At 70.0% G+C, this 16705-nt stretch carries 18 protein-coding genes and 1 pseudogene; 5 read left to right on the forward strand and 14 right to left on the reverse strand.

Annotated elements, in window-relative coordinates; translation table 11 throughout:
* Positions 1-96: 96 nt before the first annotated feature.
* A complete protein-coding gene (locus ACIA03_RS07165) occupies positions 97-1368 on the reverse strand; it encodes an ABC transporter substrate-binding protein (RefSeq protein WP_396980677.1) in 1272 nt (423 codons plus the stop codon).
* 169 nt (positions 1369-1537) lie between these two features.
* Here ACIA03_RS07165 and ACIA03_RS07170 point away from each other — a divergent pair, with 169 nt between their 5' ends.
* From ACIA03_RS07170 to ACIA03_RS07190, 5 genes and pseudogenes are all read left to right on the forward strand, one after another.
* A complete protein-coding gene (locus ACIA03_RS07170) occupies positions 1538-2710 on the forward strand; it encodes an ROK family transcriptional regulator (RefSeq protein ID WP_396980679.1) in 1173 nt (390 codons plus the stop codon).
* A gap of 35 nt (positions 2711-2745) precedes the next feature.
* Positions 2746-3825, forward strand: a pseudogene (nemA, locus tag ACIA03_RS07175) (N-ethylmaleimide reductase); the annotation flags it as partial.
* 30 nt (positions 3826-3855) lie between these two features.
* Positions 3856-4089, forward strand: coding sequence for an antitoxin (locus ACIA03_RS07180; RefSeq protein WP_396980681.1), 234 nt, complete (start codon positions 3856-3858; stop codon positions 4087-4089).
* The gene (locus ACIA03_RS07185; protein ID WP_396980683.1) at positions 4086-4487 is read left to right on the forward strand and encodes a type II toxin-antitoxin system VapC family toxin; all 402 of its coding nucleotides are present in this window, start codon (positions 4086-4088) and stop codon (positions 4485-4487) included. The genes ACIA03_RS07180 and ACIA03_RS07185 overlap by 4 nt, the downstream gene beginning before the upstream one ends.
* An 11-nt stretch (positions 4488-4498) precedes the next feature.
* Positions 4499-5968, forward strand: a complete 1470-nt coding sequence (locus tag ACIA03_RS07190) for an NCS2 family permease (RefSeq protein ID WP_396980685.1) — start codon at positions 4499-4501, stop codon at positions 5966-5968.
* A 14-nt stretch (positions 5969-5982) separates the two neighbouring features.
* Here ACIA03_RS07190 and ACIA03_RS07195 read toward each other — a convergent pair whose 3' ends face one another.
* The 13 genes from ACIA03_RS07195 to ACIA03_RS07255 all read right to left on the reverse strand — a co-directional run bounded on the left by ACIA03_RS07195 (position 5983) and on the right by ACIA03_RS07255 (position 16685).
* Complete coding sequence (locus ACIA03_RS07195) at positions 5983-7008, reverse strand: Atu2307/SP_0267 family LLM class monooxygenase (RefSeq protein ID WP_396980687.1); 1026 nt, start codon at positions 7006-7008, stop codon at positions 5983-5985.
* Between the two features lie 13 nt (positions 7009-7021).
* On the reverse strand, positions 7022-7768 hold the full coding sequence (locus ACIA03_RS07200) for an urease accessory protein UreD (protein WP_396980689.1): 747 nt from the start codon (positions 7766-7768) through the stop codon (positions 7022-7024).
* Positions 7749-8480, reverse strand: coding sequence for an urease accessory protein UreG (gene ureG / locus ACIA03_RS07205; protein ID WP_396980691.1), 732 nt, complete (start codon positions 8478-8480; stop codon positions 7749-7751). The genes ACIA03_RS07200 and ureG overlap by 20 nt, the downstream gene beginning before the upstream one ends.
* Positions 8473-9135 (reverse strand): urease accessory UreF family protein, encoded by a 663-nt coding sequence (locus tag ACIA03_RS07210; protein ID WP_396980693.1) that lies wholly within the window; start codon positions 9133-9135, stop codon positions 8473-8475. Before ACIA03_RS07210 ends, ureG begins: the two co-directional genes overlap by 8 nt.
* 5 nt (positions 9136-9140) lie before the next feature.
* Positions 9141-10835, reverse strand: a complete 1695-nt coding sequence (locus ACIA03_RS07215) for an urease subunit alpha (RefSeq protein WP_396981787.1) — start codon at positions 10833-10835, stop codon at positions 9141-9143.
* A 2-nt stretch (positions 10836-10837) separates the two neighbouring features.
* On the reverse strand, positions 10838-11155 hold the full coding sequence (gene ureB, locus ACIA03_RS07220; RefSeq protein ID WP_396980695.1) for an urease subunit beta: 318 nt from the start codon (positions 11153-11155) through the stop codon (positions 10838-10840).
* A gap of 28 nt (positions 11156-11183) precedes the next feature.
* On the reverse strand, positions 11184-11486 hold the full coding sequence (locus ACIA03_RS07225; RefSeq protein WP_141805279.1) for an urease subunit gamma: 303 nt from the start codon (positions 11484-11486) through the stop codon (positions 11184-11186).
* 22 nt (positions 11487-11508) lie between these two features.
* Positions 11509-12186: an ATP-binding cassette domain-containing protein gene (locus ACIA03_RS07230; protein WP_396980697.1), complete on the reverse strand. Its 678-nt coding sequence runs from the start codon at positions 12184-12186 to the stop codon at positions 11509-11511.
* Complete coding sequence (gene urtD / locus ACIA03_RS07235) at positions 12186-12920, reverse strand: urea ABC transporter ATP-binding protein UrtD (RefSeq protein WP_396980699.1); 735 nt, start codon at positions 12918-12920, stop codon at positions 12186-12188. Before urtD ends, ACIA03_RS07230 begins: the two co-directional genes overlap by 1 nt.
* Positions 12917-14011, reverse strand: coding sequence for an urea ABC transporter permease subunit UrtC (gene urtC, locus ACIA03_RS07240; protein ID WP_396980701.1), 1095 nt, complete (start codon positions 14009-14011; stop codon positions 12917-12919). Before urtC ends, urtD begins: the two co-directional genes overlap by 4 nt.
* On the reverse strand, positions 14008-14892 hold the full coding sequence (gene urtB, locus ACIA03_RS07245) for an urea ABC transporter permease subunit UrtB (protein WP_396980703.1): 885 nt from the start codon (positions 14890-14892) through the stop codon (positions 14008-14010). The genes urtC and urtB overlap by 4 nt, the downstream gene beginning before the upstream one ends.
* Positions 14893-14896: 4 nt before the next feature.
* Entirely contained in the window at positions 14897-16138 is a 1242-nt protein-coding gene (gene urtA, locus ACIA03_RS07250) for an urea ABC transporter substrate-binding protein (protein ID WP_396980705.1), read from the reverse strand.
* 115 nt (positions 16139-16253) lie between these two features.
* The gene (locus ACIA03_RS07255; protein WP_396980707.1) at positions 16254-16685 is read right to left on the reverse strand and encodes a MarR family winged helix-turn-helix transcriptional regulator; all 432 of its coding nucleotides are present in this window, start codon (positions 16683-16685) and stop codon (positions 16254-16256) included.
* Positions 16686-16705 lie beyond the last annotated feature (20 nt).

A 16705-nucleotide genomic window follows, 5' to 3' on the forward strand; every position in this document is an offset into this window, starting at 1 on the left:
CCGTCCTTTCACAAAGGGCGGCCGAGGAGCTGCGGCGGATGCTGCCTGCCGCAGCCCCTCGGACCGGGTGGATCGTCAGGCTCGGATGAGCCCAGGTCACTCGGGCTTGTTGTCCTCGGCGGCCTTGACGAGGCCCTCCTGGAAGTCGGCAACGTCATTCTTGCTACCGAACTTGGCGACGGCGGAGGTGATGTCGGTCAGCCAGTTGACCGAGGTCGCGGCGCCGTGGGCGAGCGAGGAGACGATCTCGTCCTCGCCCCACGACTTGATCGCGGTCTGCTGGTAGTCACCGAAGGAGGAGGTGTCGGCCGTGGTGCTGGCCGGGATCGAGCCCTTCGCCTTGTTGAAGGCCACCTGACCCTCGTCGCTGGCGATGGTGTCGAGCCAGGCCTCGGTGCCCTTGGGGTTGGGGCCGTCCACCGGCATGGTGAACGAGTCGGCCAGGAAGTCGAAGACGCCGTCGGTGCCCGGGACCGGGACCGCGGTGTAGTCGGTGCCGAAGGTCTTCTTCTGCTCCTGGAAGGCCGCCTCGGCCCAGTCGCCCATGACGTTGAACGCGGCGTCACCGTCGATGACCAGCTGCGTCGCGTCCGGCCAGTCGAGACCCTGGCGGTCGGTGTTGGTCAGCGAGAGGAGCTTGCTGTAGTGCTCCAGCGCGGCCTTGACCTCGCTGCCGCCCCAGTCGGTGGTGCCGTCCCAGAGGCCGTTGTAGCCCTCGGCGCCCAGATCGGCGAGGAGCACGGTCTCGAGCAGGTTGACCTGCGTCCAGTCGGTCGCGACCGAGAGCGGGATGATGCCCTTGGCCTTGATCTTCTCCAGGTCGGCGATCCAGGCGTCCATCGAGTCGTAGCTCTTGTTCGCCTCGATGCCGGCCTTCTTCAGGACGGCCGGGTTCGCCCACAGCATGTTGGCGCGGTGGATGTTCGAGGGGACGGAGTAGATGCCGCCGTCCTGCTTCAGCCGGTCGAGAAGGCCCTCGGGGAACTGCTTGTCCCAGCCCTTCTCCTCGTAGAGGTCGGTGAGGTCCTCGATCTGGCCGGCGTTGATGTAGTCGGTCAGCTCCGCACCCGCGTGCGCCTGGAAGGTGGCCGGCGGCTCACCGTTCTGCAGGCGGGACTGGAGCACGTTCTTGGCGTCACTCCCGGCGCCACCAGCGACGGCCCCGTTGACGAACTTCAGGTCGGGGTTCTGCTCATCGAACACCTTGACCAGGGCGTCGAGCCCGGCCTTCTCACTACCTTCGGCCCACCAGGTGAAGACCTCCACCTCATCGGTGCTGCCGCTCTCGCTGTCGCTCCCGCAGGCGGAGACCGCCAGCAGGCTCAGGGCGGCCAGGCCAGCGGCCAGGGCCTTACGCGTTGCGTTCATCTTTGAATCCTCCGGTTGCGCGACCGCCACGTCGGTGTGTGATCTGGGTTACTCACGGTCGCGTGCCGGGACAACGTACGCTTCTCCTTTCTGTCGAGTCAACGCATAACGCAGGACGTTTTCAACCTGAGATCTGTCGCAAATCGACATAATCCCCTACAGTCACGGCATGACCTCTCCGGAGTCGCGGCTGCGCGCCGCCAACCGTTCCCAGGTTCTGGACCTGCTGGGACGGTCGGCGCCGGTCAGCCGTGCCGAGCTCGCCCAGCGCATCGGGCTCTCCCGCAGCACCGTGTCGAGCATCGTCCAGGAGCTGCTCGCCTCAGGGCAGATCGTCGAGACCACCGGCGCCGCCCTGGCCCGCGGCGGCGGGCGCCCACCCTCGCTCCTCACCATCAGTGGCTCTCCCGGCACGCTCATCGGCGTCGACATCGGCCACCGCCACGTGCGGGTCGCGGTCGCCGACCTCGCCGCGAAGCCGCTCGTCGAGCACGAGATCCGGCTCGACGTCGACAACTCCGCGGTCGAGACCATCGACCGTGCCGCGGCGCTGGTGCGCGAATGCATGGCCGAGGCGGGCATCGACCCGAAGACCGACCGTGTCCTCGGCGTCGGCATGGGGATCCCCGGCCCCGTCGACCCGCGCAGCGGCATCGTCGTCTCCCCCATCCTCGGCAACTGGATGGACCTGGCCCCGGGCGAGGAGCTCGCCCGCCGCATCGGTCTCCCCGTCCAGATCGAGAACGACGCCAACCTCGGCGCGCTCGCCGAGATCGAGTACGGCGCCGCGCGCGACGTCGACGACGTCATCTACGTCAAGGCCTCCAGCGGCATCGGCGCCGGACTGGTCCTCGCCGGCAAGCTCTACCGCGGCATCACCGGGATCGCCGGCGAGATCGGCCACGTACGTTTCGAGGACAACGGCCCGATCTGCCGGTGCGGCAACCGCGGCTGCCTGGAGAAGGCGTTCGGCGGCTCCCGCCTGGTCGAGCTGCTGCAGCCGGCCTACGAGGAGACGCTCAGCGTCGAGCGCCTGCTCGAGCTCGCCCGGGAGGGCGATATCCGGGTCAACCGGATCCTCGACGACGCCGGTCGTGCCGTCGGCCGGGTGCTGGCCGACCTCTGCAACCACCTCAACCCCGCGCTGATCGTGGTCGGCGACACGATGCGGCACTCGGAGTCGTTCGTCCTCGGGATCAAGGACTCCATCGACCGCTTCACCCAGCCCGACACCGCGGCCGCGCTCGACGTCGTCCCGAGCGAGCTCGGCGACAACGCGGGCGTCATGGGGGCGCTGGTCATCGCCGGCTCGGAAACTTCGCGCACACCGGGAACAATATGAGCGCTCGCTTATGTTGAGCGCGACGTGACTCACTCTTCTCCCAGCTGAGCCTCGGTCCGACGACCCTCCCCAACCGCGTCCTGATGGCGCCGCTGACCCGGATGCGCGCCGGGCAGCCGGGCGACGTTCCCAACCGGCTGATGGCCGACTACTACCGGCAGCGCGCCTCGGCGGGCCTGATCGTCTCCGAGGGCACCCAGATCTCCCCGCAGGGCAAGGGCTACATGGACACCCCGGGCATCTACTCGGCCGAGCAGGTCGAGGGGTGGCGTCACGTCACCGACACCGTCCACGAGGCCGGCGGCCGCATCGCCGCCCAGCTGTGGCACACCGGCCGGGTCTCCCACGAGTCGTTCCACGACGGTGACCTCCCGGTCAGCGCCTCCGCGCTCCCCTACCGCAACCGCACGACCGTACGCGGCGAGGACGGCACCCCCACCCGGGTCGACTGCCCCACGCCGCGCGCCCTCGAGACCTCCGAGATCGCGGGAGTGATCGACGACTACCGTCGTGCGACCCGCAACGCCCGCGAGGCCGGCTTCGACCTCGTCGAGATCCACGCCGCCCACGGCTACCTGCTGCACCAGGTCGCGAGCGCGAGCAGCAACGAGCGCACCGACTCCTATGGTGGCTCGCTGGAGAACCGTGCCCGGCTGACGCTTGAGGTGCTCGACGCGGTCGTCGACGAGTGGGACGCCGAGCACGTCGGCATCCGGATCTCCCCGATCGGCTCCTTCAACGGCCTCGAGGACCCCGAGGGCGCCGAGATGGGCCTCTACCTGGCCACCGAGATCGGCAAGCGCGGGATCGCGTTCCTGCACCTCTCCGAGCCCGACTGGGCCGGCGGCCCGGAGCTGACCGACGACTACCGCAAGCAGCTTCGCTCCGCGCACCCCGGGCCGATCGTGGGCGCCGGTGCCTACACCACGGAGAAGGCTTCCCGCCTGCTCGAGGCCGACCTGATCGACGCGGCCGCGTTCGGACGTAGGTTCATCGCGAACCCCGACCTGCCGCGGCGCCTCGAGGAGAGCCTGCCACTCAACGAGCCCGACCTGTCGACCTTCTACGGCGGCGGCGAGGCCGGCTACACCGACTACCCCGAGTGGACCGCCTGAGCGTCGCCTGAGGTTGATCCCGACCCTCAGATGAACTCGCACCCCGATGACGTACGCGACGTCCTGGCCCGGCGCGCGAAGGACCGTGGCCAGTCGCTGAACTCCTACCTGCGCGATGTCGTCCTGCGGGAGGCGTCCTTCGCCAACAACCAGGCTCTGATCGACCGCGTGGTCGCCGACAGAGGCGACTCGAAGTTCACCACCGAGGATGTGCTCGCCGCCCGCGACAGTGCCCGCGGCGAGCGTACCGAGGGCGCTGCGTGATCGTCCCCGACGCCTCTGCGGTCACCCTTCTCTTCGCGGACCCCGACACCGACCCTCGTGTGAACGCAGCGACGAAGATTCTCGCCGACGACCCTGAATGGGTCGTCCCAGAGGTCTGGCGCACCGAGGTGCTCAGTGTCTTCCGCGGGCTCCTCCTGGGCGGCAAGCTCACCGACCAGGACGCAGAGCGCGCTTTGCAGTGGCTCCAGGCGATCACGGTGATCACCGCACCCACCGGCCCATGCCTGAACCGAACGTGGGAGCTGCGCAGCAACCTGTCGGCCTACGACGCCGGCTACGTCGCCGTCGCCGAGTCACACGACCTCACCCTCGTCACCGCCGACGTACGCATCGCGAAGGCCGGCGTCGCCCGCTGCCCGGTGAGAACGATCAACTGACATCTGCGAAGATGCGGGGCGTGAGCACCTCGACGCCATCACACACCAACGCTCTTGACCGGTTCTTCCAGATCAGCGCGCGCGGCTCCACGGTCGGGCGTGAGGTCCGGGGTGGCGTGGTCACGTTCTTCACGATGGCCTACATCGTCGCGCTGAACCCGCTGATCCTCGGGTTCGCGGAGGACGTGAACGGCGACCTCCTCGGCGGCAACGACGGCAACAACCTGGCCGCGATCGCGGCGGGCACCGCGCTGGTGGCGGGCGTGATGACGATCCTGATGGGCGTCGTGGCCAACTATCCGCTGGCGCTGGCGACCGGGCTCGGGCTCAACGCGTTCGTGGCGTTCTCGATCGCGAGCCAGATGACGTGGGCCGACGCGATGGGGCTGGTGGTGATCGAGGGTCTGGTGATCCTCGTGCTGGTGCTGACCGGGTTCCGGGAGGCCGTCTTCCATGCCGTGCCGCGCGAGCTCAAGACCGCGATCTCGGTCGGGATCGGCCTGTTCATCGCGGTGATCGGCTTCGTCGACGCCGGTTTCGTACGCCGCATCCCCGACGCCGCGAACACGACCGTCCCGGTGCAGCTGGGCCCGACCGGGCAGCTCGCGGGCTGGCCGGTGCTGGTCTTCGTCATCGGCCTCGTCCTGATCATCACCCTGTGGGTGCGCAAGGTGCGCGGCGCGATCCTGATCTCGATCGCGGCGACCACGGTGCTGGCCATCGTCGTCGAGGCGGCCGCCGGAGTCGGCAGGGGCGGCGCCGAGAACCCGACCGGCTGGGCGCTCAACGTGCCGGCGTTGCCCGACAGGATCATCGACTGGCCCTCGTTCGCGACGCTGGGCGAGTTCAACCTGCTCGGCTCGTTCGAGAACGTCGGCATCGTGACCGCCGTGCTGCTGGTCTTCACGCTCATGCTCGCCGACTTCTTCGACACCATGGGCACGATGACCGCCATCGGCGCCGAGGCCGGGCTGCTCCGCGAGGACGGCACCCCGCCGCGTACGCGCTCGATCCTGGTCGTCGACTCGCTGGCCGCTGCCGCCGGTGGCGCCGGCGGTGTCTCCTCCAACACCTCCTACGTCGAGTCGGCCTCCGGCGTCGGCGAGGGCGCCCGCACGGGTCTGGCGGCGGTCGTCACCGGTGTGCTCTTCCTGCTCACCACGTTCCTCTCCCCGCTCGTCGAGATCATCCCGTCGGAGGCGGCGGTGCCCGCCCTGGTGCTGGTCGGCTTCCTGATGATGCAGCAGGTCAAGGACATCAACTGGGCCGATGTGGACATCGCCATCCCGGCGTTCCTGACGATCGCGCTGATGCCGTTCACCTACTCGATCTCGGTCGGCATCGGCGCCGGCTTCCTGGCCTACGTGCTCATCAAGGTCGTCCGCGGCAAGGCCAAGACCGTGCACCCGCTGATGTGGCTGGTCGCGGTCATGTTCACCGTCTACTTCGCGATCCACCCGATCTCGGGCTGGCTGGGCTGACGAGCTGGGCTGAGTCAGCCCAGCATGTCTTTGACCAGCGGCACGACCTGGGTGCCGTAGAGCTCGATCGAGCCCATCAGGTCCTCGTGGCGGACCCGGCCCTGGTCGTACTTCAGGTCGAACCGGTCGACGCCGAGCACCTTGATGGTGCCGGCCAGCTTCCGGGCGACCGTCTCCGGCGAGCCGACGTAGAGGGACCCGCCCTCGATCTCGCGCTCGAAGTCACCGGGCGAAGGCGGCGGCCAGCCGCGCTCGCGGCCGATCTGGGTTCGCATCGCCAGCCAGCCCTCGTAGACCGTCTCCCGGGCCAGCTCGTCGGTCTCGGCGACGAACCCTGGCGAGTGGACCGCGACCCGCTGCCGCGGCGAGCCGAACTCGTCCTGGGCACGCTCGAAGAGGTCGATGTAGGGCGCGAACCGGTCGGCCGGTCCGCCGATGATCGCCAGGAAGAGGCCGAAGCCGTGGCGGGCGGTGCGGACGACGGACTCCGGGCTCCCGCCGACGCCGACCCAGGCGGTCAGCCCGTTCTCGGTGCGCGGGAAGACCTCCTGGTCGGTGAGCGCCGCGCGGGTGCGGCCCTCCCAGGTGACCTTCTCCTCCTTCAGCAGCGCGGCGAGCAGCTCGAGCCGCTCCTCGAAGAGCTCCTCGTAGTCGGCGAGGTCGAAGCCGAACAACGGGAACGACTCGGTGAACGAGCCGCGCCCGGCGACGATCTCCGCGCGGCCGTTCGAGACCGCGTCGAGGGTGGCGAACCGCTCGAAGACCCGCACCGGGTCGTCGGAGCTGAGCACGGTCACCGCGGAGCCGAGCCGCAGCCGCTCGGTGCGGGAGGCGACCGCGGCGAGCACCATCTCCGGGCTGGAGACGGCGAAGTCGCGGCGGTGGTGCTCGCCCACGCCGAAGAAGTCGAGCCCGACCTGGTCGGCGAGCACACCCTCCTCGACGATGTTGCGGATCACCTGCGCGTGGTGCTGCGGCTTGCCCTCGGCGTCGCGAGTGACCCCGCCGAAGGTGTCCAGGCCGAACTCGATCTCAGTCACGCCCGTTGAAACCTCAACCAGTCGTGGCGCATTCCCAGGGTTGTGTCGGGACCTCGTGGGCCTCACCGGCCAGGTGACGCCACAGCGTTCCGCCGTGCTCCAGGTCGAGCCGTCCGTCCGGGCAGACGTCGGGCTCGATCTCCTGCCCGAGCGCCGTGACCGACGCGAGCACCCGGTGCGGGCCGAGGAGGCCCGGGGCCATAGAGCTCGCATCCAGGTCGAGCGACTCGACCAGGAGCGGGCGGCCGTCGTGATCGTGGGCCGACCAGGTGGTGCTCACCCGGCCGGGGCGTTCGCCGTAACGGCCGAGGACCAGGGTCTCGCGCAGGGCGAGCCGGGCGTCTTGACCGAGCGTGACGCGAGTGTCGCGGGTGACCTCGGCGCCGGCAGAGACGACGAACGGCTCGCCGGCCCAGACCAGGGTGGCCCCTGCCGCGAGGGCGATCCGGACGGACCACGACGCGTGGCCGCCGTCCATGTCATAGGCCACCGTCCCGGCGGGCTCGACCAGGGTCAGGCGCGCGCCCTCCCCCACCTCGACCTCGACCCTGACGTGGTCGCCGGCCAGGAGCATCGCGCCGTCGGGGACCAATGAGATCCGGGCCGACCGGGCGTCGCTGGCGAGCAGCATGGGCCGCAGCGCCGGCGCCGTCGCCGGCGCGGTGACACCGGTCTCCACCCGCACCCGGCCGCCGGCGACCGCCCCGACCCGGACCCGGGTCAGGGAGCCGCTGGCCAGCTCAGGCGTGCTGGTGGTCATGCTCGTGTTCGTGCGTGTGGCTGGTGCCGTCGGCGTGGAAGTGCGGCGCCATCGGACCCGGGTCGGCCGGGACCAGGGCACCACCGCGGTGCCGGGCCAGCTCGGACCTGACCCAGGTGATCAGCGCCTCGACGGAGGCCGGGTCGGTGCGGGAGAGCGCGATGACCGGGCGGCCCTCGCGCACCGACCCCGCGTCGGAGACCATCGCAGCCGGGTCGACACCGACGTACGGGGCGAGGTCGGTCTTGTTGACCACGAGCAGGTCGGCCCGCTCGATGCCGGGGCCGCCCTTGCGGGCGACGTCGCCGCCGCCGGCGACGTCGATCAAGAAGATCTGGGTGTCGACCAGCGCCGGGGAGAACGTCGCGGTGAGGTTGTCGCCGCCCGACTCGACCAGGACCACGTCCAGCGGCGCGAACTCCTCCTCCAGCTCCTCGACGGCGATCAGGTTGGCGGTGACGTCGTCACGGATCGCGGTGTGCGGGCACGCGCCGGTCTCGACGGCCCGGATCCGGGCCGGGTCGAGCACCCCGGCCGAGCGGAGGAAGCGGGCGTCCTCGTCGGTGTAGATGTCGTTGGTGACCACGCCGATCTCCAGGTCGGCGGAGAGCTCGCGACACAGCAGTGCGATCAACGAGCTCTTGCCGGTCCCGACCGGGCCGCACACACCGATGCGCAGTCCCCTGCCGTTCTTGGTCGTGTTTTCAGGCACTGAACAACCTCCTGGTCGTACGAGCGTGGGCCTGGGCCCACAGGTCTAGTTGGGGCGCACTGGCCGCGGGGATGTCGTCGGGGGTAGTGAGCGGGGCGACCTCGGCGGCGAGCCGCTCGGCCTCCGGAAGCAGGTCGTGGACCCACGAGGTGGCATCGAGCGGGTCGAGGGGCAGCAGCTTGAGGGCTGCCGCAGCGACGGTCTGCAGGTCGTCGTACGCCACGAGCCGGGCCAGCGACGCCGGCGCGAGGCCACCGGTGGCGGCCGCCGCGGCCAGCACGAGCGGACGGCACGGCCGCTCGAGGGCGGCCACCTCCGCGACGTGCACCGAGTCCGGAAACAGCCGCCTGACCAGCCGCAACAGGGCTCTGCCGAGGGTGCGCGAGGTGTCCCGCATCGGCGCCGCCGGGGTGCGGGCCGCCCAGGCGTCCAGGACCGGCTCCAGGGGCAGCCCGGCGCGCAGCCGGTGCAGCCCGACCACCGCCGTGCCGGCCTCGACCCGCACGACGCTGGCCAGCCGTGACCGCATGAAGACGGGCACCTGCTCGGCGGTGAGGCCGGAGCGTACGGCTGCCTCCAGCTGACCCGACTGGGTGTGGCCGGCGACCGGGAGCCGGGCGTCGGCCAGCAGCACCATGAGCAGTTCTTCGGACATCGCGCTCAGAACATCGAGTAGAGCTGCGTCAACGGCAGCTCGGTCGCGGGGGCAGGCTCGATCAGCTCGCCGTCGACGTGGATGCGGAACGTCTCCGGCTCGATCCGGATCTCGGGAGTCACGGAGTTGTTGACCATGTCGGCCTTCCCGATGGACCGGGTCGGCTCGATCCCGACGAGACGGCGGCGCAGGCCGAGGCGGTCCGCGAGCCCGGCATCGAGCGCCGACGGCGCGACGAACGAGACCGCGTGGTCAGCACCCGGCCCGACCAGCGCCGGCCGCATGAGCACCGGCTGCGGGGTCGGGATCGAGGCGTTCGGGTCGCCGAGGGCACCCCAGACCAGGGCACCGGCCTTCATCACGACCTCGGGCCGGATGCCGAAGAATCGCGGATCCCACAGGACCAGGTCGGCCATCTTGCCGGGCTCCACGGAGCCGACCTCGGTGGCGATCCCGTGAGCGATGGCGGGGTTGATCGTGTATTTCGCGACGTACCTCTTGGCTCGGATGTTGTCCGCCTTGCCACCCAGCGAGCCGAGCCGGGCCTTCATCGCGTGGGCGACCTGCCAGGTGCGGCAGATCACCTCGCCGATGCGGCCCATCGCCTGGGCGTCTGAGGAGGTGACCGAGAGCGCACCCATGTCGTGCAGGACGTCCTCGGCGGCGATCGTGGTCGCCCGGATCCGGGACTCGGCGAAGGCCAGGTCCTCGGGCACCCGCGGGTTGAGGTGGTGGCAGACCATCAGCATGTCGAGGTGCTCGGCGACCGTGTTGACGGTGTGCGGCAGGGTCGGGTTGGTGGAGCCGGGGATGACGTAGGGCAGCGAGGCGACCGAGAGGATGTCGGGCGCGTGCCCTCCCCCGGCACCCTCGGCGTGGAAGGCGTGGATCGAGCGGCCGGCGATCGCGGCGACCGTCGACTCCAGGTAGCCCGCCTCGTTGAGCGAGTCGGAGTGCAGCGCGACCTGCAGGCCGTGCTCGTCGGCAGCCCGCAGCGCGGCGTCGATGGCCGCCGGCGTCGATCCCCAGTCCTCGTGGACCTTGTAGGCGGCGGCTCCCGCCAGCGCCTGCTCGGCCAGCGCGGCGGCGGAGACGGTGTTTCCCTTGCCCATCAGCAGCAGGTTGACCGGCAGGTCGTCCAGCGCGCGGTGGACGGTCTCCAGGTGCCACGGGCTGGGGGTGACCGTGGTGGCCTTGGAGCCCTCCGAGGGCCCGGTGCCTCCGCCGCCGACGGTGGTGGTCCCGGTCGAGATCGCCTCGACGATCTGCGAACGGGAGAGGAGGTGTACGTGGATGTCGATCGCTCCCGCGGTGAGGATCTTCCCCTCGCCACTGACCACGTCCGTGCCGGGCCCGATGATCAGGTCCGGGTGGACGCCGTCGGCGATGTCGGGGTTGCCGGAGCGACCCAGGGCGACGATCCTTCCGCCACGGATCCCCACGTCGGCGCGCACGATGCCCCAGTGGTCGAGCACGAGGGCGTTGGTGATCACCGTGTCGAGAGCGCCCTCGGCCGAGGACACCGTCGACTGGTTCATCGACTCGCGGATCGACTTGCCCCCGCCGAAGACCGACTCCTCGCCACCGGCGGTCAGGTCGTCCTCGACCTCGATCCACAGGTCGGTGTCACCCAGGCGCACCTGGTCGCCGGTCGTGGGGCCGTAGAGCGCGGCGTACTCGGTCCTGCTGATCTCCACCATGCTCACTCACCCGCCTTGATCTGGATGCCGGGAACCCGACGGGCGCCCTTGAACGCCACGATCGCGACCTCCCGGGACGCACCTGGCTCGAACCGCCGCGAGGTGCCGGCGGGGATGTCGAGCCGGAACCCCTCGGCCGCGTCGCGGTCGAAGGAGAGCGCCGAGTTCACCTCGGCGAGGTGGATGTGGGAGCCGATCTGGACCGGCCGGTCGCCGGTGTTGACGACGACCAACGTACGCCGCTCCGACTCGCTCCGGTCGGTGTTGAGCCGGATGGTGCCGTCGGCGACGCGTACGGCTCCGGGACCGCTGGACTGCATGGAGATGCTGGCCTCCTCAGGCTGGGCTTCAGGCGATGGGCTGGTGGATGGTGACGAGCTTGCGGCCGTCGGGGAAGGTGGCCTCGACCTGCACCTCGACGAGCATGTCGACCACGTCGGGCATGACCTGCTCGCGGGTCAGCACGGCGCGGCCCTGCGTCATCAGGTCGGAGACCGAGGCGCCCTCGCGGGCCCGCTCGATCACCCAGGTGGACAGCAGCGCGACCGACTCGGGGTAGTTGAGGAGCACCCCGCGGGCGAGCCGGTCGCGCGCGACCATCCCGGCCACGGACAACAGCAGCTTCTCGGTGTCGGACGGGGTCAGATGCATGTCGCCAACTCTCCAGACTCTCTCAGACGGCCAACTGGGATCGGACGTGCTCGCGGGCCCCGGAGCCGCCGTCACCGCTCGCGGTGATCCGGCCGGACTCCAGGATGTAGTAGGCAGAGGCCGTACGCAGCGCGAACCCGACATGCTGCTCGACCAGCAGCACGCTGAGGTCACCGCGTCCGGTGAGCTCGGAGATCACCCGCTCGATCTCGGCGACCACGTTGGGCTGGATGCCCTCGGTCGGCTCGTCGAGGATGAGCAGCCTCGGCCTGGTCAGCAGCGTACGCGCGATCGAGAGCTGCTGGCGCTGACCGCCGGAAAGCAGCCCGGCGCGTCGCCCGAGCAGGTCCTTCAGGGCGGGGAACAGGTCGATCATCTCGCCGATCCCGGCCCGGTCGCCGACCAGCTGGAGATTCTCCAGCGTGGTCATGTCGCCGAAGCTCTGCTGCCCCTGCGGGACATAGCCCAGTCCCCGTCTGACCCGTGCGCTCGGCCGCAGCGCGGTGACGTCCTCGCCGTCGAGCAGCACCCGGCCGCCCTTGGCCCGGACCAGCCCGACCGCCGCCTTGAGCAGGGTCGTCTTGCCGGCGCCGTTGTGTCCCATCAGCGCCACCGCGGCGCCCGTCGGGACCTCGAGGCTGACCTCGTGGAGCACCGTGGTGCGGCCGTAGCCGCCGGTGACCGACTCGATCTTCAGCATCAGGCGTCCTCTCCTAGATAGACCCGCTGCACCTGGGCGTCCTCCCGGATCTCGGCGGCGGTGCCCTCCGCGATCACCTTTCCGGCGTGCAGGACGGTGACGACGTCGGCGAACCGGCGGACGAAGTCCATGTCGTGCTCGATGACCACGACGGTCCGCTCGGGGCTGATCCGGCGAAGCAGCTCGCCGGTCTCCTCCCGCTCCTCGGCCGACATCCCGGCGACGGGCTCGTCGAGCAGCATCACCGAGGAGTCCTGGACCAGCAGCATGCCGATCTCGAGCCACTGCTTCTGCCCGTGCGAGAGCACGCCCGCCGGACGGTCCGCCAGGGCGGTGAGACCCACCGTCTCCAGGACGTCGGCCACCCGGTCGGGCGTTCCTCGTCGCGGCAGCATCAGCCGCCACCGCGCCCGGTGCACGCCGGCGGCGATGTCGAGGTTCTGCAGCACGCTGAGCTCCTCGAAGACCGTGGCGGTCTGGAACGTACGTCCCACGCCGAGGCGGGTGATCCGGTGCGATGCCAGCGCGAGCAGATCGTGTGTGCGATAACGCGCCTCACCACTCCCCTTGGCCAGACCGGTCAGGGCGTCGACGAGCGTCGTCTTCCCGGCGCCGTTGGGGCCGATCAGGAAGTGCAGCCGGCCCGGCTCCAGGGTCAGGGAGACCCCGTCGATCGCGACGAAGCCGTCGAACTCGACCCTCAGGTCGTTCACCTGCAACGTCTCCACGGTCATGCCGTCACCTCCTCCCCCACCCGGGTCTCTGCCTCTTCTGACGCCTCGGCCCGCGAACGGCGCGAGACCAGGCCTTTCACCAGCCCCAACAACTGCGCCAGCCCACCCGGCAACAGCAGGATGACCAGCACGAACAGCGCCCCCTGGAAGTAGGACCACGACCCGGGGAAGGCCTCGGAGAGCGAGGTCTCGGCATAGCCGACCAGCAGCGCGCCGACGGCCGGGCCGAGCAGCGAGGCGCGCCCGCCCAGCGCCACCCCGGCCAGCAGCCCGATGGACGCGACCACGCCGACGTCGTCGGGAGAGACGATCCCGGCGATCGGCACGAAGAGCGCGCCGCCGATCGAGGCCAGGACGGCCGCGATGACGTACGCCGTCAGCTTGACGTTGGCCGGGTCGGTGCCGAGGAAGCGCACCCGCTCCTCGCCGTCGCGGGCGGCGACCAGCAGCTCGCCGAAGCGGGTGCGGTAGAGCCACGCCATCGCCAGGATCGAGACCAGCAGGATCCCGGCGGCGAGGAAGTAGAGCATCCGCTTGTTGGCCGGGTCGAACAGGGCGTACCCGAAGAAGCCCTGGAAGTTGTTCAGCCCGTTGGCGCCGCCGGTCGTCTTCACCTGACCGACGAGCAGGATCGCGAAGGCGGCGGCGAGCGCTTGGGACAGGATGGCGAAGTACGCCCCCTTGATCCGCCGCTTGAACACCGCGAGCCCCAGCAGGCCCGCCACGAGTGCCGGCAGGACGAGGATGACGACGACCGCGAGAGCGCCGCTGCGCAGCGGCTCCCACCAGCCCGGCACCGCGGCGTCGCCGTAGAGCGCCATGAAGTCCGGCACCCCGCCGGGGCCGGCGTCGGCGAGCTTGAGGTGCATCGCCATCGCGTACGCGCCGATGCCGAAGTAAAGGCCCTGGCCGAGCACCAGCATCCCGCCGCGCCCCCAGGCCAGGCCGATACCGACCGCCGCGATGGCGTAGCAGCAGTACTTGGCCAGCAGGCCGAGGCGGAAGTCGGAGAGGACCGCCGGGGCGAGGACGAGCAGGGCGACCGCGAGCAGCAGCCAGCCGACGTACGGATAGAGCTTCTTCATGCTCATGCCAGACTCCTGGTCCGGACCGAGAGGATGCCCTGCGGGCGCAGCTGGAGGAAGGCGACGATCGCCAGGAAGACGATCACCTGGGCGACCGAGCCGGTCAGGGCGTGGGCGAGGAAGGCCTGCAGCAGACCGATCCCGAGGGCCGCCACGATCGTGCCCTTGAGGTGCCCGATGCCGCCGACCACGACCACCAGGAACGCCTGCACGATGTAGGACGTGCCGAGGTTGGGGCCGGTCGAGCCGAGCAGCGTGAGCGCCACCCCGGCGACACCGGCCAGGCCGGAGCCGATGAAGAAGGTGGCCTGGTCGGTGCGGCGGGTCGAGATGCCGATGGTCTCGGCGAGGTCGCGGTTGCCGACCGTCGCCCGGATCTGGCGCCCGAGCGCCGTGAACCGGAGCACCGCCAGCAGCGCGGCCACGCAGAGGCCGGCCAGGACGATGATGAAGAGCCGGGTCAGCGGGAAGTCGTAGCCGAGGATCGGGATCGAGCCGTCCAGCCAGCCGGGCGCGGGCACCTCCTTGGCCGGAGCCCCGAAGATGTCGCGCGCGACCTGCTGCAGGACGAGGCCGACGCCGTAGGTGACCAGCAGCGTGTCCAGGGGCCGGGCATACATCCACCGCAGCACGCTCGCCTCGAGCGCCAGCCCGAGCAGGCCGCCGATCACGAACCCCGCGGGGAGCGCGATCAGCAGGCTCAGCTCGGTGCTGGCGACGATGGTCGAGACGACATAGGCGGTGTACGCGCCGGCCATGATGAACTCGCCGTGGGCCATGTTGATCACGCCCATCTGACCGAAGGTCAGGGTGAGCCCGAGGGCGATGAGGAGCAGGACCGCACCGGCGGAGATGCCGGTGAAGACCTGGGCGAGCAGCGTGTCCAACGGGCTAGTTCTTCCACCAGTCGTAGGACTTCAGGTAGGGGTCCGGCTCGATCGGCTCGTCGCTCGACCAGACCGTGTCGATCAGGCCCTCGGAGTTCACCTGGCCGATCAGCGCGGTCTTGGCGATGTGGTGGTTGTCGCCGTTCACCTCGACGGTGCCCTCCGGCGCGTCGTAGGTGACGCCGTCGGAGGCGTCGATGACGTCCTCGACCGCGAACGAGTCGGCCTTCTCGACCATGCCCTTCCACAGGTGGAGCGAGGTGTAGGCCGCCTCCATCGGGTCGGAGGTGACCGCCTTGGCGCCGTTGGCCGCCTTGAAGTCGGCCACGAACTTCTGGTTCGCCGGGCTGTCGATGGTCTGGTAGTAGTTCCAGGCGGTGTACTGCCCCTCGAGGTTGCCCACGCCGACGCCCGGGACCTCCTCCTCGGCGATCGAGACCGAGAGCACCGGCATCGCCGAGGCGGTCAGGCCCTTGCCCTTGTACTCCTTGAAGAAGGCCACGTTGGAGTCGCCGTTGAGGGTGTTGAAGACCGCGTCCGCGCCGGCGGCCTTGACCTTGTCGACCACCGTGCCGAAGTCGGTCGAGCCCAGGGGCTGGTACTCCTCACCGAGGACCTCGATGCCGTTGGCGGCTGCGTACTGCTTGATGATCTTGTTCGCCGTGCGCGGGAACACGTAGTCCGAGCCGACCAGGAAGATCGACTCGATCTTCTTCTCCTGCTTGAGGAAGTCGAGGGCGGGGATGATCTGCTGGTTGGTGGTCGCGCCGGTGTAGAAGATGTTGTGCGAGGACTCCAGGCCCTCGTACTGGACCGGGTAGAAGAGCAGCGCGTCATTGCCCTCGAAGACCGGCAGCATCGCCTTGCGCGAGCTGGAGGTCCAGCCACCGAAGACGGCGGCGACGCAATCGTCCTGGATCAGCTTGGTCGCCTTCTCCGCGAAGACCGTCGGCTCCGACTGGCCGTCCTCGCTGACGATCTCCAGCTTCTTGCCGAGCACGCCGCCGTCGGCGTTGATCTCCTTGGCCGCCATCGACAGGGACTTGAAGACGGTCGTCTCACTGATCGCCATCGTCCCGGACAGGGAGTTCAGGAAGCCGATCTTGATGGTGTCGCCGCTGGTGTCGACGCAGCTCTCGCTGGTCGCAGTGTCACCGGTCTTGGCGCCGCCGCAGGCGGTCGCGGTCAGGCCCAGAGCGAGCACCGAGCTGGCCGCGAGGACGCGGCTCGAGAATTTCGTACGCACGGGATGGGGGTCCTTCCATCGGACAATTGCTCTCGAATGGAAGGAATCTAGGGACGGGTTGTTTCGCCTATGTGTCGTGCCCAGGGAGGATTTGTTTCCAGACGGAAACGTCTTCTCAAGGGAGTCGATCGAGGACGATCTCGAGGTCGCGCGCGACGCGGGCGATCGCCTCGGCACCGTCGGCGCCGCCGAGGGTCGCGGCCACCGACTCCTGGCGGGCGCGGATCTCGCGGGCCGCCGAGGCGCCCACCGGCGAGAGGGCGACAACGGCCCGGCGCTTGTCCTCGGCGTGGACCTTGCGCAGCACCAGCCCGCGCTCGGCCAGCCGGTCGACGTGCCGGGTCAGGGTGCCGGCCGGGAGCGCGGCGCCGTCGGCGAGCCGCGTCATCGTCTGGCCCGGCTCGTCGAGCAGCACGCTGAGGATGCGCCACTGCTCCGCGGTGAGGTCGAAGTCGGCGTACGCCTCGGCGAGCGCACGCTCGATCCTGCGCTGCGCCCGGGCGAGCAGCACGGCCAGATCCGCGCCGACCGTCTCGGCAACCTTCATGAGTCCTCCCCACGATCGCT

Origin of the sequence: Nocardioides sp. NPDC051685, from assembly GCF_044453405.1 — a bacterium.
In the GTDB taxonomy this organism is placed as follows: domain Bacteria; phylum Actinomycetota; class Actinomycetes; order Propionibacteriales; family Nocardioidaceae; genus Nocardioides.

What these genes read in the sequence shown, in the direction of transcription:
- ACIA03_RS07165 (WP_396980677.1), bottom strand. Translation starts at nt 1,368, where the DNA reads ATGAACGCAACGCGTAAGGCCCTGGCCGCTGGCCTGGCCGCCCTGAGC.
- ACIA03_RS07170 (WP_396980679.1), top strand. Translation starts at nt 1,538, where the DNA reads ATGACCTCTCCGGAGTCGCGGCTGCGCGCCGCCAACCGTTCCCAGGTT.
- ACIA03_RS07180 (WP_396980681.1), top strand. Translation starts at nt 3,856, where the DNA reads ATGAACTCGCACCCCGATGACGTACGCGACGTCCTGGCCCGGCGCGCG.
- ACIA03_RS07190 (WP_396980685.1), top strand. Translation starts at nt 4,499, where the DNA reads ATGCGGGGCGTGAGCACCTCGACGCCATCACACACCAACGCTCTTGAC.
- ACIA03_RS07200 (WP_396980689.1), bottom strand. Translation starts at nt 7,768, where the DNA reads ATGACCACCAGCACGCCTGAGCTGGCCAGCGGCTCCCTGACCCGGGTC.
- ACIA03_RS07210 (WP_396980693.1), bottom strand. Translation starts at nt 9,135, where the DNA reads ATGTCCGAAGAACTGCTCATGGTGCTGCTGGCCGACGCCCGGCTCCCG.
- ACIA03_RS07215 (WP_396981787.1), bottom strand. Translation starts at nt 10,835, where the DNA reads ATGGTGGAGATCAGCAGGACCGAGTACGCCGCGCTCTACGGCCCCACG.
- ureB (WP_396980695.1), bottom strand. Translation starts at nt 11,155, where the DNA reads ATGCAGTCCAGCGGTCCCGGAGCCGTACGCGTCGCCGACGGCACCATC.
- ACIA03_RS07225 (WP_141805279.1), bottom strand. Translation starts at nt 11,486, where the DNA reads ATGCATCTGACCCCGTCCGACACCGAGAAGCTGCTGTTGTCCGTGGCC.
- ACIA03_RS07230 (WP_396980697.1), bottom strand. Translation starts at nt 12,186, where the DNA reads ATGCTGAAGATCGAGTCGGTCACCGGCGGCTACGGCCGCACCACGGTG.
- urtD (WP_396980699.1), bottom strand. Translation starts at nt 12,920, where the DNA reads ATGACCGTGGAGACGTTGCAGGTGAACGACCTGAGGGTCGAGTTCGAC.
- urtC (WP_396980701.1), bottom strand. Translation starts at nt 14,011, where the DNA reads ATGAGCATGAAGAAGCTCTATCCGTACGTCGGCTGGCTGCTGCTCGCG.
- ACIA03_RS07255 (WP_396980707.1), bottom strand. Translation starts at nt 16,685, where the DNA reads ATGAAGGTTGCCGAGACGGTCGGCGCGGATCTGGCCGTGCTGCTCGCC.